This is a genomic window from Bradyrhizobium manausense (assembly GCF_018129685.1).
GTDB classification, from domain to species: domain Bacteria; phylum Pseudomonadota; class Alphaproteobacteria; order Rhizobiales; family Xanthobacteraceae; genus Bradyrhizobium; species Bradyrhizobium manausense_D.
Genome location: NZ_JAFCLG010000001.1, coordinates 430,500 through 445,961, shown reverse-complemented (window position 1 = coordinate 445,961; position 15,462 = coordinate 430,500). Strand labels below are relative to the sequence as shown.

At 65.0% G+C, this 15,462-nt stretch carries 13 protein-coding genes and 1 tRNA gene; 1 reads left to right on the top strand and 13 read right to left on the bottom strand.

Annotated elements, in window-relative coordinates:
* Positions 1 to 120 precede the first annotated feature (120 nt).
* Positions 121 to 210, bottom strand: a tRNA-Ser gene (locus JQ621_RS02200).
* Between the two features lie 356 nt (positions 211 to 566).
* On the opposite strand from JQ621_RS02200, the gene JQ621_RS02195 reads away from it, so the two are divergent.
* The gene (locus JQ621_RS02195) at positions 567 to 1,343 is read left to right on the top strand and encodes an outer membrane protein (RefSeq protein ID WP_212232777.1); all 777 of its coding nucleotides are present in this window, start codon (positions 567 to 569) and stop codon (positions 1,341 to 1,343) included.
* A 110-nt stretch (positions 1,344 to 1,453) separates the two neighbouring features.
* Here JQ621_RS02195 and JQ621_RS02190 read toward each other — a convergent pair whose 3' ends face one another.
* From JQ621_RS02190 to pncA, 12 genes are all read right to left on the bottom strand, one after another.
* Entirely contained in the window at positions 1,454 to 1,687 is a 234-nt protein-coding gene (locus tag JQ621_RS02190; RefSeq protein ID WP_212232776.1) for a hypothetical protein, read from the bottom strand.
* A 379-nt stretch (positions 1,688 to 2,066) separates the two neighbouring features.
* Positions 2,067 to 2,393: a hypothetical protein gene (locus tag JQ621_RS02185; RefSeq protein WP_212233772.1), complete on the bottom strand. Its 327-nt coding sequence runs from the start codon at positions 2,391 to 2,393 to the stop codon at positions 2,067 to 2,069.
* Positions 2,394 to 2,621: 228 nt separating this feature from the next.
* A complete protein-coding gene (gene ilvD / locus JQ621_RS02180) occupies positions 2,622 to 4,472 on the bottom strand; it encodes a dihydroxy-acid dehydratase (RefSeq protein WP_212232775.1) in 1,851 nt (616 codons plus the stop codon).
* Positions 4,473 to 4,614: 142 nt separating this feature from the next.
* Entirely contained in the window at positions 4,615 to 5,475 is an 861-nt protein-coding gene (locus JQ621_RS02175; RefSeq protein WP_212232774.1) for an ABC transporter permease, read from the bottom strand.
* The gene (locus JQ621_RS02170; protein WP_212232773.1) at positions 5,472 to 6,401 is read right to left on the bottom strand and encodes an ABC transporter permease; all 930 of its coding nucleotides are present in this window, start codon (positions 6,399 to 6,401) and stop codon (positions 5,472 to 5,474) included. Before JQ621_RS02170 ends, JQ621_RS02175 begins: the two co-directional genes overlap by 4 nt.
* Entirely contained in the window at positions 6,401 to 7,393 is a 993-nt protein-coding gene (locus JQ621_RS02165; protein ID WP_212232772.1) for an ABC transporter ATP-binding protein, read from the bottom strand. Before JQ621_RS02165 ends, JQ621_RS02170 begins: the two co-directional genes overlap by 1 nt.
* Complete coding sequence (locus JQ621_RS02160) at positions 7,390 to 8,373, bottom strand: ABC transporter ATP-binding protein (RefSeq protein ID WP_212232771.1); 984 nt, start codon at positions 8,371 to 8,373, stop codon at positions 7,390 to 7,392. The genes JQ621_RS02165 and JQ621_RS02160 overlap by 4 nt, the downstream gene beginning before the upstream one ends.
* 3 nt (positions 8,374 to 8,376) lie before the next feature.
* Entirely contained in the window at positions 8,377 to 10,014 is a 1,638-nt protein-coding gene (locus tag JQ621_RS02155) for an ABC transporter substrate-binding protein (protein WP_212232770.1), read from the bottom strand.
* Between the two features lie 28 nt (positions 10,015 to 10,042).
* The gene (locus tag JQ621_RS02150) at positions 10,043 to 10,858 is read right to left on the bottom strand and encodes a sugar phosphate isomerase/epimerase family protein (RefSeq protein ID WP_212232769.1); all 816 of its coding nucleotides are present in this window, start codon (positions 10,856 to 10,858) and stop codon (positions 10,043 to 10,045) included.
* A gap of 481 nt (positions 10,859 to 11,339) precedes the next feature.
* Entirely contained in the window at positions 11,340 to 13,373 is a 2,034-nt protein-coding gene (locus JQ621_RS02145; protein WP_212232768.1) for an NAD(+) synthase, read from the bottom strand.
* A gap of 126 nt (positions 13,374 to 13,499) precedes the next feature.
* On the bottom strand, positions 13,500 to 14,618 hold the full coding sequence (locus JQ621_RS02140; protein ID WP_249124594.1) for an alpha/beta fold hydrolase: 1,119 nt from the start codon (positions 14,616 to 14,618) through the stop codon (positions 13,500 to 13,502).
* A gap of 13 nt (positions 14,619 to 14,631) precedes the next feature.
* Positions 14,632 to 15,258, bottom strand: coding sequence for a bifunctional nicotinamidase/pyrazinamidase (gene pncA, locus JQ621_RS02135; protein ID WP_212232767.1), 627 nt, complete (start codon positions 15,256 to 15,258; stop codon positions 14,632 to 14,634).
* Positions 15,259 to 15,462 lie beyond the last annotated feature (204 nt).

Here is a 15,462-nt window from a genome sequence, read left to right as displayed (position 1 = left end):
GCGATACCGGATGGGTCGGCTCGCGATTGAAATTGGAGGCCCGGCTTCATCGTCCACCCCGGGGGTAGAGCCGGAGGCAAGTACAGAAAAGCGAGAAAACAACAATGAGCTCAATGGTTTTGGCGGAAGGGGTGGGATTCGAACCCACGGTACCCTTGCGGGCACGCCGGTTTTCAAGACCGGTGCCTTAAACCACTCGGCCACCCTTCCAAGCCTCTGATTATACAAAGCTTTGTGGCTTTGCTCGGGAGAACTAAGCGAGTCACTTGCGACCGTTTTGCCGCCCGACGTCGTCGGCGCGCTTGTTTATGGCGGCGCGCAGCACTCCGTCAACAGCCGCCGCCGCGTCCCCCTGCATGTTCGGCATCGGATGGGAATCAATGATCCATCGAGATCGCCATGCTGGCGTGCCCAAGCCGTTCCAGAACCACCTTCGGATGGACGTTTTAGACGAGACGTGACGACTGCGACAACTTGTCCAATTTGCTCGCCACTGTTGCCCTCCGGCGACGGTCAAAGTTGAGAAAAGCTGGTAGCACTCAAGCAGTATTTGCTGGGGAGCAGTCATGAAGCGGATCGGAATCTCGTTAGTTATTCTCTTGACCGGCGCGGGAGCGGCGTTCTCCGCTGATCTTGCCGCCCGTCCGTATACGAAAGCCCCGCCAATGGTTGCGGCAATCTATGATTGGAGCGGCTTCTACATCGGGGCGAACGGTGGTGGCGGTTGGAGCAGGAAGTGCTGGACCAATACCAGCACGCTGGGCGGACCGACCGTCCCGGCTTTCAACGAGGGCTGCCATGATGCGACGGGCGGCCTCGTCGGCGGACAGGTCGGCTATCGTTGGCAATCGGCTGCCTGGGTGTTCGGCGTCGAAGGCCAGGGCGACTGGGCGAACCTGAAGGGATCGAATGCCAGTTTGGCGTCCGTACCAATCTTCGGTTTCGCGGCGACCAATCAGAGCAAGATCGACGCTATTGGTCTGATCACGGGCCAGGTCGGCTATGCCTGGAGCAACATGCTCTGGTATGCGAAGGGTGGCCTGGCGATCGCCCATGATAAATATGAAGGCATCCTGACAGCGACATCGGTCACTTTCGATCGCGCTTCCGAAACCAGATATGGCGGTTCGGTTGGCACGGGTATTGAGTTCGGTTTTGCTCCGAACTGGTCGGTTGGCGTTGAATACGACCATCTCTTCCTCGGAAGGCGGGATTTGACGTTCACCTCCGCGCTTCCTCCGGTTGGAGGCCTCTCGCGAACGGATAGCATTCGTCAAGACGTCGACATGGTCACTGCGCGCATCAACTACAGGTTCGGTGGGCCCGTCATCGCGAAGTACTGATCAATCGCCAACGAGACATCAAAGCCCCGGCTATGCCGGGGCTTTTTTGCATTCGCACCACCTCTTGAATTTGAAAGAGATGAGGCTCCAGCTCGGCCGAGCAGGCTCAACTATCGCGCTGACGAGCCGCTTGGTTCATGCCAGCCTTCAATGTTGCTTCGCATAATTCGCGCGAACATCTTTGCCCAATCGAGTGCTTGCTCACGCGGCATCTGTCCCGGTCGCAGCCGGCGCGAGGGAAGATCGTCGAAATAAAAATAGCGACTCCGGCGCCCATCAGCGAAGCGCACCTCGTAGCTGCCGGTACCGGGTACGGTTTCGTGCTTGATGATGCGGACAATCATGCCGCCATCGAAACGCGAGGTCGGCCAAAGTCAAATTGTCAACAGGTAGGGCCTCAGTGAGCGCGAGAGCTACAGCGCGTCGTGGGTGTGGAAAAACGCAGACTCTTGACGGCACACCGTGTCAGGCGGGCGTCAGGCCGGTCGTCTAGCCTGAAGCAGCACGACGGGGTGATTCATGGGCAACCGGCCCGTCAGCCATCCCAGCCATTGGCAACGCCGCCCAGGGCGTCGCTGGTCGCGAGGCCCGGTTGGATTCGCCTCCATTTCCGGGCCTCGTCTGGCTTCTCCTTGCAAGAGAACGCGCAGCACAGGAAAACGCGGCGCCCTTTCGAACGCCGCGCGAAGACCTGATGTTGCGTTGATGTTCTGTCGCTTCGGCTCAGTAGCCGCAATGGCCGCAAGCCGGCTGCACCGGCGCGTAATAGGAATAGCCCGGCGAGACCATCTCGACGCGCTGGCGCGTCGCATATTGCGGCGGGATCTGCTCGTACTGGACACCAGGCGGCGCTACCATCACGGTCTGCGGAACCATCACGGTGCGATACTGCGCGGGCGTGCGGTGCGCGACGGTTGCGCCTGGAGACACCATCACGGTCTCATCGACGGTGCGGTATTGCGGCGCGACGTATTGCTGCTGATAGCAGGTCTGGCACGGCTGCGGCGGCGCGTAGCAATTGTAGCAGCCGGCAGAGGCCGCGCTCGTCATCGAAATCGCAGCGATGACTGTTCCGAAGACAACAGCAAGAGTACGAGACATTCTATGGCGCCCCAATTGCCCGAAAGGGATTTGCGAAGGTGGCCGCATTATACGCCGCAAATTCGATCTCTGCCGAAGTTCGTCGGGGCATCCTTAATGCGAACGGCCTGATATCACCGGCCGTTCAGAACTTATTGACCATGCGCGAGCGCGAGGCTCGCGATCATACCGACGATCTTACTTCGTGCGCCGCTTCACTTCGCGCACGGCGCCGCGCGCGGCGCTGGTGGTGAGCGCAGCGTAAGCCTGCAGCGCGGTCGAGACGTTGCGCTTGCGCGCGGCCGGCTGCCAGGCGGCATCGCCCTTCGCCTCTTCCGCCGCACGGCGGCTCGCGAGCTCCTCGTCGGAGATCTCGAGGTTGATGCTGCGGTTCGGGATGTCGATGGCGATGCGGTCGCCGGTGCGCACCAGCGCGATGTTGCCGCCCTCGGCCGCCTCAGGCGAGAGATGACCGATCGACAGGCCCGAGGAGCCGCCGGAGAAGCGGCCGTCGGTGACGAGCGCGCAGGCTTTGCCGAGGCCCATCGATTTCAGGTAGCTGGTCGGATACAGCATCTCCTGCATGCCGGGGCCGCCGCGCGGGCCTTCATAGATGATGACCACGATCTCGCCGGCGACGACCTTGCCGCCCAGAATGCCTTCCACAGCCGCGTCCTGGCTCTCGAACACGCGCGCGGGGCCGGAGAATTTCAGGATCGAGCTATCAACGCCGGCGGTCTTCACGATGCAGCCGTCCTGCGCGAGGTTGCCATAGAGCACGGCGAGGCCGCCGTCCTTGCTGAAGGCGTGCGCGAGATCGCGGACAACGCCCTTCTCGCGGTCGGTATCGAGCTCGTCGTAACGGCGCTCCTGGCTGAAGGCGACCTGGGTCGGAATGCCGCCGGGCGAGGCGCGATAGAAGGTGCGCACAGACTCGCTCCTGGAGCGCTTGATGTCCCAGCGCTCCAGCGCCTCGTTCATGGTCGGCGCGTGCACGGTGGTAACAGAGGTGTCGATCAGGCCGGCGCGATCGAGTTCGCCCAAAATGCCCATGATCCCGCCGGCGCGATGCACGTCCTCGACATGCACGTCCGCAACCGACGGGGCGACCTTGCAGAGCACGGGCACGCGGCGGGACAGCCTATCGATGTCCTGCATGGTGAATTTGACCTCGCCTTCATGGGCGGCGGCGAGCAGATGCAGCACGGTGTTGGTCGAGCCGCCCATCGCAATGTCGAGGGTCATCGCGTTCTCGAACGCCTTGAAGTTGGCGACGTTGCGCGGCAGCACGCTTGCGTCGTCCTGCTCGTAATAACGGCGGACGAGATCGACGATGGTGTGGCCGGCCTCGACGAACAGGCGCTTGCGGTCGGCATGGGTGGCCACCACCGTGCCGTTGCCGGGGAGCGCCAGGCCAAGCGCCTCGGTGAGGCAGTTCATCGAATTGGCGGTAAACATGCCCGAGCAGGAACCGCAGGTCGGGCACGCCGAGCGCTCGATCACCTTGACGTCCTCGTCGCTGACCTTGGAGTCGGCGGCGGCCACCATGGCGTCGATGAGGTCGACGGCCTTGGTCTTGCCCTGCAGCTTGACCTTGCCGGCTTCCATCGGCCCGCCGGAGACGAACACGGCGGGGATGTTGAGCCGCAGCGCCGCCATCAGCATGCCGGGCGTGATCTTGTCGCAGTTGGAGATGCAGACGAGGCCGTCGGCGCAATGCGCATTGGCCATGTATTCGACGCTGTCGGCGATCAGCTCGCGCGACGGAAGGCTGTAGAGCATGCCGTCATGACCCATGGCGATGCCGTCGTCGACCGCGATGGTGTTGAATTCCTTGGCGACGCCGCCGGCCTGCTCGATCTCGCGTGCGACCAGCTGGCCGAGGTCCTTGAGGTGGACATGGCCGGGGACGAACTGGGTGAAGGAATTGACGACCGCGATGATCGGCTTGCCGAAATCGCCGTCCTTCATGCCCGTCGCGCGCCAAAGGCCGCGGGCGCCCGCCATGTTGCGGCCGTGGGTGGTGGTGCGGGAGCGATAGGCTGGCATGGCGGTTTCCGTCCTCGGGTTTGACTGGCCTCAGCGGGAAAATATGGAGCCGCCTCAGGCCTTTCCGGCCGGATAGCGCACGGGGTGGGCGCGCGCAACGGGAACTTGGGCCGGACAGGGCTCCCCTGCTCCCGGCGCGGCCCTATTGCAGGGTCGGATCGAGCCGGTCACGCAGCCAGTCGCCGATCACGGAGACGGCCAACGTGGTCACGACGATGGTGGTCGCCGGGGCCAGCATGATCCAGGGCGCCCGGGTCAGGTACTCGCGGCCATAGCCGACCATGTTGCCGAGGCTGGTCATCGGCGGCTGTACGCCGAGGCCGAGGAAGGACAGGCCCGACTCCATCAGGATCACCTCGGGGAAAACCAGCGTGGTCGAGACGATCAGGGTCGAGGCGATGTTGGGCAGGATATGGCGCAGATAGATCCGCGACGGCGTCGCCCCCAACTGGCGCACCGCGGCGGCATAGCCCTGCGCATTGGCGGAGATGGCAAGGCCGCGGGCGATGCGGGCGTAGCGCTCCCAGCCAAAAAATCCCATCAGGCCGATCAGCAGCGGCAGCGAGTTGCCGAAGAAGGCGAGCACGGCGAGCGCCATGATCAGGAACGGCATGCTGGCCTGGAAGTCGGACAGCATCAGCACGAATTGCTCGACGAACCCGCGGAAATGCGCGGCGAGAAAGCCGAGCGTGGTGCCGACGATCGCCGAGATCGCGGTGGCGCCGAAGGCAATCAGCAGCGAGATGCGGATCGAGACGATGAGGCGCGACAGCACGTCGCGGCCGAGCTCGTCAGTGCCGAGCCAGTGGGCGACATTGCCGGGCGCAGCGAGGCGATTGCGCAGGTCGAACTGGGTGTAGCTATAGGGTGCGAACTTCTCCGTGAGCGCGGCGATCAGCAGCATCGCGACGATCCAGGCGAGCGCAAGCGCGACCGACACCGGGATTGCAGGCAAGCTGATGCGGCGGTGAGCGGATGCTTCCTTGAGCGTCGCGTCGGTCATGCATGCGCTCCCTTGGCACGGAGGCGCGGATCGAGAAAGCCGTAGAGGAAGTCGACGATCAGGTTCGACGTGACCATGGTCAGCGCGACCAGCAGCAGGATGCATTGCACGACGGCGAGGTCGCGGTTGGCGACGGCGACGACGAGCAGGCGCCCTACTCCGGGCCATGAAAACACGCTCTCGACCACGACGGCGCCCGCGATCAGCGAGCCCACCATGAAGCCCAGAATCGTCACGGTCGGGATCGCCGCATTCGGCAGCGCGTGCGACGTCACCACCTTGCGCCACGGAACGCCCTTGGCGGAGGCGGTGCGGATATAGGGCTGGCCCAGCACCTCCAGCATGGCGCTGCGGGTGAAACGCGCCAGCACTGCGGCGCCGCCAAGGCTTAGCGTGGCGATGGGCAGGATGGCGTGGCGCCAGCTGTCCTGCCCGCCCGACGGCAGCCAGCCGAGCTGCACGGCAAAGACGAGCACCAGCACCAGCGCGAGGACGAAGCTCGGCACGGTGAAGCCGGCGACCGCGGTCATCATCACGGCCCGGTCGATTCCCGAGCCCCGATGCAGCGCGGCGTAGATGCCGGCGGGAATGCCGAGCGCGACCTTGAAGACAAAGGCCGGCAGCGTCAGCGCCAGCGTGGCCGGGATGCGCTCCAGCACGAGCTGGATCGCCGGTCGTCCGTCGCGCATGGAGCGACCGAGTTCGCCCTTGGCGATGGCGCCGAAGTAATCGAGGTATTGAAACCAGATGGGATCATCGAGGCCCCAGGCCTTGCGGAAGGCAGCCAGAACCTCCGGCGGCGCTTCGGGCCCCAGGATCATCAGCGCGGGATCGCCGGAGAGACGCAGCACGACGAACGCGAAAGTGACGACGAGCACGATCGTCAGCACCGCACGTCCGATGCGAATGGCGAAATAGCGTCCCATCACGCGGCGTCCTGCGTGGCGGCCTGCGGCCCGGTGACGAGATGGCAGGCCACCTGACGGTCGCCGCCGACGGCTGAAAGCGCTGGAACTTCGGCTGCACAACGCGCGATGGCGCGCGGGCAGCGCGGATGGAAGGCACAGCCTTGGGGCCGCGCCGCCGGGTTCGGCGGATCGCCCGCCAGCACGATGCGGCCCGCGCTGCGCCGGCCCGGTGCGGGGGACGCCGAGACCAGCGCCTGCGTGTACGGATGTTCGGGGTGCGCGAACAGATCATCGGCGCTGCCGATCTCGACGATGCGGCCGAGATACATGACGGCGACGGTGTTGCTGATCTGCCTGACGACCCGCAGATCGTGGCTGATGAACAGCAGCGTCAGCGACAGCTGAGCCTGGAGATCGGCGAGCAGGTTCACCACCTGGGCCTGGATCGAGACGTCGAGCGCGCTGACCGGCTCGTCGCAGACGAGGAAATCCGGCTTCGTCGCCAGCGCCCGCGCCAGCACCACGCGCTGGCGCTGCCCGCCGGAGAGCGCGCCGGGATAGCGCGCTCCATGCGCGGGCGTCAGCTCGACGGCGCGCAGCAGTTCACGGACGCGGTCGTCGCGTTCGGCCGGTGTTCCAAGACCGTGAATGTCGAGTGGCTCGCGGATCTGGGTCGCGACCGGCAAGCGACGGTCCAGCGCGCCCAGCGGGTCCTGGAAGATCATCTGCATACGCGACCGCTGCGCGCGCCACGCCTGTGTCCCCGGCGTAGCCATCGGCTTACCGTCGAACCGCACATCGCCCCGATCGGGCGCTTCGAGGCCGAGCACGATGCGTCCCGTGGTGGACTTGCCCGAGCCGGACTCGCCGACCAGGCCCAATGTCTCGCCCTTGGGAATCGTCAGCGAGACGCCATCGACGGCATGCACGGCCGCAGCGCGGCCGAACATCCCGGAGCGCATGCTGTAGCTGCGCGAGATCGAGGATACCTCGACGAGCGGCGCGCTCATTCGGCGGCGATCCCGAGCAGCGCGCGGCGAGACGCCTCTGCGCGGACGCAGGCGACGGCGCGGTCGTCGGCGATGACCGCAAGGCCCGGAACTGCAAGCCGGCATGGCTCGGCCGCCAGCGGACAACGCGGCGCAAAAGCGCAGCCGTCAGGCAGATGCGCTGGATCGGGCACAGTGCCGGGAATGGCGGTGAGGCGACGGCGCGGCCCGTCGAGCGGCGGCAGCGCTCCGATCAGGCCTTGCGCATAGGGATGCATGGGATCGGCGAAGAGCTGGCTGGCTGGCGCCTGCTCGACGATGCGGCCGGCATACATGACGGCGACCCGGTCGCAGTTTTCGGCGACGACGCCGAGATCATGGCTGATCAGGACCATCGCCATGTTCATCTCGCGGCGGATGGTGGAGAGCAATTCGAGGATCTGCGCCTGGATGGTGGCATCGAGCGCGGTTGTCGGCTCGTCCGCGATCAGCACGTCAGGATTTCCGGCCAGCGCCATCGCGATCATGATGCGCTGGACCTGGCCGCCGGAGAATTCGTGCGGATAGGCGGACAGCCGCCGTACCGCATCGGGGATGCCGACGAGATTGAGCAGCCGCAGCGCTTCGGCCTTCACGGCCTCGCCCGAGAGATCGCGATGCAGCGCCAGCGTCTCGCAGAGCTGCTTGCGGATGGTGAGCACCGGATTGAGCGCACTCGCCGGATCCTGGAAGATCATCGCGACGCGCCCGCCCCTGACCTCATCGAGCTCGGAGGCCGGCGCGCCGAGGAGCTCGCGTCCGTCGAGCCGCACCGACCCGGTCACCTTGGCATGCCGCGGCAGCAGGCCGAGTGCGGCAAGCCATGTCACCGACTTGCCCGAACCCGACTCGCCAACGAGGCCCAGGGCCTCGCCCTTGCCAAGAGCAAGATCGACGCCGCGCAGCACCGGCACGCCGCCAAAGGCGACGTTGAGGCCCTGGATGCTGACCAGCGGCGCCACGGATCACGCCTCGTAATTGCCGGCGCGGAAATCCATCGCGAAGGCCGGGGCCGCCTTCCACTTGATCGACTTCGGCTTGGCCGTGAAGGTCGCGTTCTGGTGCAGCACCGTGTAGGCGGGATCCTCGCGCTCGGCGATCTCCAGCATGCGACGGAACGCCTTCTTGCGTGCGGCGCGGTCGGTCGAAGTTTCCAGGAACTCAGAGAGCTTGTTCAGCTCCGCGTTGGTCCACTCGCCGATCTGCTGCTGCTGGCCGTTCGGGCCATGCTGGGCAACCAGCGAGGACACCGGATCGTTGAAGGCAGCCGAGTTCGACCAGTCGCGCACGGCGCGGGTCGGCGCGCGCTCCATGATCTGCGACCAGTTCTCCTTGGTCTCGATCTGGACGTTGAGGCCGACCGACTTCCACATCTCGACCAGAACCTGCGCGGTCGCGACCTGGTTGGTGTAGTAATTGTTGAGCAGGCGATAGGGAATGGGATCGCCCTTGTAATTGGCCTGCTTCAACAGATCCTGGGCGAGCTTGGGATCATAGGCCGGCACGTCCCAGTCGGCGTTGAACATGTCGCCGTAGAATTCCCACTGCAGGCCCTTCGGCACGCGGGTGCGGCCGGCCCAAAGGCTGTCGACGATGGCCTGGCGATCGATCGCGTGGGTGAAGGCGCGCCGCACCAGCGGGTTGGCGAGCACGGCGTGGTTCTTGTCGAACACGGTCAGGCGGTGGTTGAGGATGGTGCCGCCTTGCACTTCGAACGCCGAATTCTTCTCGATGCCGGCGATCTGGTCCGGCGGAATGTCGCAGGCAAACTGGTATTCGCCCGAGAGCAGCCCGTTGATGCGGCTCGCGACCTCAGGCACTTCGAGGAAGCGGATTCGCTTGAGCGGCGGCCGGCCACCCCAATATTCGTCGTGGGCTTCCAGCGTCAGCGACACGTCGGGCTTGAGCTCGACGACCTTGTAGGGACCGGTCGTAACCGGCTTGCGCGCCCAGTCGAGATAGCTTGCAGACTCGTCCCAGGCGCGGCGGTTGGCGATATCAGAGCCATAGCGTGACAGCCGGCCCTCGATGGTGACGTCGGGCGTCGCGTTGGAGAAGCGTACCGTGGACTTGTCGACGGCATCGACGCGGACGAGGTCCGGCCAGATGCGGCGCGCGACCGCGGGCACGTCAGGCGGCAGCTCCTTGCCGGGCTTCGGCATCGGGATCTTCTCGAACGCCTGGATCGTGGTGCGGCTCTTGGCCTCAGTCTCGCCGAACATGCGTTCGCGGCTGAAGGTGAAGACAACGTCGTCCGCCGTGAGCTCGTCGCCATTGTGGAATTTCACGCCCTGGCGCAGCTTCACTTCCACTGTCTGGTCGTCGATGCGGCGCCACTCCGTGGCAAGGCCCGGCACCGCTTCGAGATTGCCGCGCCAGTTCTTGGAGATCAGGCCTTCCCAGATCGAGGAGAAGAACACGCGCTCGCCGACATTGGACTGCTCGCGCAGCACGTCGAGCACGTTCGAGTTGGTCACCTTCTGCACGGCGATCGTTACCGACGGACGATTGTCGCCTTGCGCGATGGCGAAGCGCGGCAGCAGCAGCGTGCCGGCGGCGGCGCCGCCGGATTTGAGGATGGTGCGACGGGTGAGCTTGCTCATGGCGGTGACCCCTGCCCTGTGATGTCGGTTATTCGGCGAGACCGAGCGCGGCGAGATGCGCAGCGCCCTTGCGAACGTCATCATGATTGCGCAGCTCGAGGATCAGCCGCGGATTGGACGTGAGCCGGCTGAGTGCACGAAACACCGCGACCCAGGGAATGTTGCCTTCGCCCGGCGCCCAGTGCCGGTCGGCAAAGCCGTCGGTGTCCTGGAGATGCACATGCGTCAACATGTCACCGGCGGTCTCGACGTAATAGTCAACCGGCGGCGCGCCGGTGGAGATGTGGGCGTAGTTGGCGTGGCCGGTGTCGAGCGACACGCGGACCTTGTTGCTTTCGAGCGCCTTGGCGAGACGGACGCGATCGCGCGGATCCTTGTCCTCGATGTTCTCGATCACGATTTCGCAGCCGATGGTTTCGGCGCGCGCGATCACCTCGGCGAGCGTCGCCTTGACCCGCTCGACGAGATTGGTGCGGTTATCAGGATAGAGATCGAGGTTGTTGTGGTCCCAGGTCGTGAACGGCGAATGCATCACCATCTGCGTCGCGCCGAGGAATTCAGCGGCATCCAGACCCTGAAGCAGGCGCTTGGTCACCGCCTGACGGATCATCGGGTCATGGCTGTCGATCTTGAAACCCCAGAACGGGCCATGGATGCCGAGGCGTCCGGTATGGCCCGAGAGCATCTGCTTGATTTCGGCGGCGGGCGTGCGCCAGTCGCCGTCGAGCAGATCGGCGCGGAAGAAATCCTGAACCTCGAGATCGCGTTGTCGTTCGAGCAGCCAGTCGCGGTGGGCGGGGATCGATTTGATGGATAGCGCAGCGCCCAACACCGGCTTCGACATGGCTTGCTCCCTTGGTCGTCAACGATGACGAGGAGCAGCGCTAGACCAGTTCAATGACAGGCCGGTGAAAAGCGGGTTCCGCGGGTCGCGGGGGGTGTGGACATCCTGTGGCGTGCCTGCATCGATCTTGCATCGATTCCGTGCAGCGGCGCGTGCAAACGCATGCATCCGCGCGCAATATCAAGTGTTTTTCAGTCCGTAGTGATCCGGAATGGAATCCTAATTTGATCTCGCTTACATCGCGGGACATCGATCGGCGGCCTTCCAAGGGCATCACCTTTTGATCGCGCACCACGGGGTTGGGGGACTTCCGAGGCGGGGGGATCAAAGGCTGGGGCAAGGTTACGAGGTCCGGACTCCTAGGCACTCCGGACCTCGTGCTTTCCAGATTGAACGTGAGTTCGCGCCGCCGGCCTGATCAGCCGTGCGGCGCGAAGTCGTTTTGGGCTGCCCTTTCCGATCCAGTGTTTGCCCGATCAGATCATTTCGGCACGTTGAGATCGAGATCCTCGAGCCAGGCAGCCGCGCTCGAATCCGACGGCGCGCGCCAGTCGCCGCGTGGTGACAACGAGCCGCCGGCCGAGACTTTGGGTCCGTTGGGCATCGCCGAGCGCTTGAACTGGCTGAAAGCGAAGAAGCGGCGCAGGAACACCTCGAGCCAGCGGCGGATCTCCGGGAGATCATAGGCGCGCCGCTTGTCGGCCGGAAACGCCGGCGGCCACTCGCCCTCAGCGACATTCTTCCATGCCTGGTACGCCATGAACGCGATCTTGGACGGCCGCATGCCGAAGCGCAGCGTGTAGAACAGGTTGAAATCCTGCAGCTCGTACGGGCCGACGGAGGCCTCGGTGCTTTGCGGCTTCTCGCCCGGCTTGACGGGAACCAGCTCGGGCGAGATTTCGGCCGATAGGATCGAGGCGAGTGTCCCGTTGACATCGCCGCTGAACTGCTTCGAGGCGATCACCCAGCGGATCAGGTGCTGGATCAGCGTCTTCGGCACGCCGGCGTTGACATTATAATGAGCCATCTGGTCGCCGACGCCATAGGTGCACCAGCCGAGCGCGAGCTCGGAGAGATCGCCGGTGCCGATGACGATGCCGCCATGGTGGTTGGCCAGGCGGAACAGATAGTCGGTGCGCAGGCCCGCCTGCACGTTCTCGAAGGTGACGTCGTAGACCTTCTCGCCCTTGCCGAAGGGATGGCCGATGTCCTTGAGCATCTGCGTGGCCGTGGTGCGGATATCGAGTTCCTGCCAGGTGGTCTGCAACGCCTGCATCAGCGCCAGCGCATTGGTCTTGCTCTCGCTGCCGGTGGCAAAGCCCGGCATGGTGTAGGCCAGAATATTCGCGCGCGGCAGGCCGAGCAGGTCGACGGCCTTGGCGGCGACGATCAGGGCGTGGGTGGAATCGAGACCGCCGGAAACGCCGATCACGACACGCTTGGTGCCGGTCGCGCGCATGCGCTGCACGAGGCCCGCGACCTGGATGTTGTAGGCCTCGTAGCAATCCTGCTCGAGCAGGCTTTCGTCGCTCGGCACGAACGGGAAGCGCTCGACCTTGCGCAGGAAGCCGATATCGGTCGCCGGCGGCTTCAAGGCGAAGCTGATCTTGCGATAGAAGCCCTCGCGCTGGCGCGCGTTGTCGTCGAACGTGCCCATCAAGGCGCGCTCCTGCCTGAGCAGGTCGAGATCGACATCGGCCAACTTGATCTGGCCATCCTGCCGGAAGCGCTCGCCCTCGGCCAGCAGTACGCCGTTCTCGTAGATCGAGGTCTGGCCATCCCAGGCGAGGTCCGTGGTCGACTCCCCTGCGCCTGCGGCGCAGTAGACATAGGTCGCAAGGCAGCGCGCGGAGGTCGACTGGCACAGCAGCGCGCGGGAGCGCGCCCGGCCGATGGTGATCGGACTGCCGGAGAGATTGATCAGCACGCTTGCGCCGGCGAGCGCAAGCTCCGAGGCCGGCGTCACCGGGATCCACATATCCTCGCAGATCTCGACGCCGATGGTGAGGCCTGCGACATCCTCGGCCGCGAACAGGAGGTCGGTGCCGAAGGGCGCATGCAACCCGCCGAACGCGATCGTCTCCCCGGCGATGCCGGCGCCGGAAGCAAAATGGCGGCCTTCGTAGAATTCGCGATAGGTCGGCAGATAGCTCTTGGGCACGACGCCGAGAATGCTGCCGCGGTGGATGACGACCGCGGAATTGTAGATCCTGACGCCGAAACGCAGCGGCGCGCCGACAATCAGCACCGTCATCAGCGCCGCCGAAGCCTCGACAATCGAGGCAACGCCGCGCTCGACCGCGTCGAGCAGCGGATCCTGCATGACGAGGTCCTCGATCGCATAGCCGGACAGACACAGCTCGGGAAACACGGCAACCGCGACCGACTGGGCGTCGCAGCTTTTTGCCGCCGCGATGACCGCCTTCGCATTGGCCGCGGGATCGGCCACATGGGAGGTGGTGACGCAGGCGGCAACGCGCGCAAAGCCGTGGGCGTAGATCGAGTGGAAGCTCATCGAGCAAAGAACCCTTAATCCTGTCGCGGCCGCAGCCGGCCGCTCCCAATCCTATGTAGCCCATCGACCGGGCGGCGTGCAGGCCATCCGCCGTCATGCATAACGGATTTGCAGGTTCGTCAGCCGTCAGGCGCGCCGCGCCAGCATGCCGGAGAGGTCGTCGCGGAGCCATTCCGCGATCCGGGGCCATACGTGGACGTGTGTCCGGGCGCCCATGAACAGACCGAGATGATTGCTGGGCTCGGAGCTTGCTGCGACGAAAGCCGGCGGCGTCCCGACGAGCCTCGCCGTGGCGAACGCCTGCGTGGCCGGCACGACGTCGTCATCGAGCCCTGCCAGCAGAAAGACCGGAGCCTTGACGTCCTCCAGGTCGATCGTGCGGCCGAGCGCCGTGAACGTGCCCGACGCGATCCGGTTCTCGCGAAAGATCCAGTTGACGATCTGAAGATAATAGGTGCCCGGCAGATTGAGGGTCTCCGTGTTCCAGCGCTCGAAGCGCGCGAGCAGGGCCGCGCCCTCCTCGCCCGAGAGCTCTCTCTGCAACGCCGCCGCGATGTCGTCGGGGCCAGGCGTCTTCGACCAGACATTCAGCATCTCCTCCCCGCTGACATTGCCGCCGCCACGCGCGACGAGCTGGTCATAGACGATCTCCGGCGCGTTGCGGGCGAGCTGTGCCAGCCTGGATTCGATCGAGAGATCGACCGGTGCGCCGACCAGCACGAGCCGCCGCACCTTGGCAGGAAAGCGTGCTGCATAGAGCAGCGACAGCCAGCCGCCCTGGCAGAGACCAACCAGATCGACGGGAGAACCGATCTCGTCGACCGCGACGTTGAGATCGGACAGATAGCTGTCGATCGAGAGATAGCGCATCTCGGGCAGGGCCGAGCGCCAGTCGGTGAGATAGACCCGATCGATGCCGCCCTGTTGCAGCGACTGAACCACGCTGTGGCCGGGGGCGAAATCGGCGATCAGGGCCCGATGCAGCGCATAGGGCGCGCAGACCAGCGTTGGCTGACCGGACCGCGTCCGCGCGCAATCACGCAGCCGCATGGTGGGAAGCTCCAGCGCCACTGTGCCTGATGTGGTCCAGGGGAGCTCGCTCTCACCTTGCTCCACGGCGCTGCGCTCCAGCCACCAGAAGCAGGCGTCCATGGCCAGCCGTGCCGCCGCAAACGGCCACAGCACGGGCGCGTCGGGACTATGTCCCGCTTCCGCTGGCTGCTGGCCGCTCTTCTTCGTCACCATGACCGTATGATCCTCACAGGAATGCTTCCAGGCTGACGATGGAGATGCCGAGCTCCCGGAAGCTGCGATGGGTCGCCGCGACCGAGCCGTCGAGGTCGATGCCGCGGCAGGCGTCCTCGATCACGGCAACCTGGAAGCCGGCCTTGCGCGCATCCTCTGCCGAGAAGCGGACGCAGAAGTCGAGCGCCAGCCCCGCGATGAAAACGGTCTTCAGCTCGCGCTCGCGCAAATAGCCAAGCAGGCCGGTCGGCGTCTTGTGGTCGTTCTCGAACAGTGCCGAATAGGAGTCGATCTGTCGGCGAAAGCCCTTGCGCACCACCAGGCTCGCTCGCGTGACGTCCAGATCCCCGTGGAATTCGGCGCCTGATGTGCCCTGCACGCAATGCGTCGGCCAGAGCACCTGGGTGCCGTAGTCGAGTTCGATTGTCTGGAACGGCTGGCGTCCCCTGTGGTTCGGCGCGAAGGACACGTGGTCGGCGGGATGCCAGTCCTGTGTCAGCGCCACATTGGTGAATTTCTGGGCAATTCGGTTGATGGCGGGGACGACGTTCTCGCCACCGGGTACGGCGAGCGCCCCGCCGGTGCAAAAATCGTTCTGCACGTCGATCACCAGCAGCACGTCGCGGTCGGATATCATCATCGAGAGGTCTCAAGCCGTCAGCCCGGCGCAGATGGCGCCGGGCGCTCCCCCAATGTCGACCTTCCCAGGCGACTTCGCAACCGCCGAAGCCGCTTGAAGATGCAACGCTTTGGCCTCGTCCGTGTTGACTAGCTACACCCAAGCGCAGAATCTCTGATATCCGCTAGGTGCGGAACGCAGCCAAGGATCGGAGGAGAAGGGTTC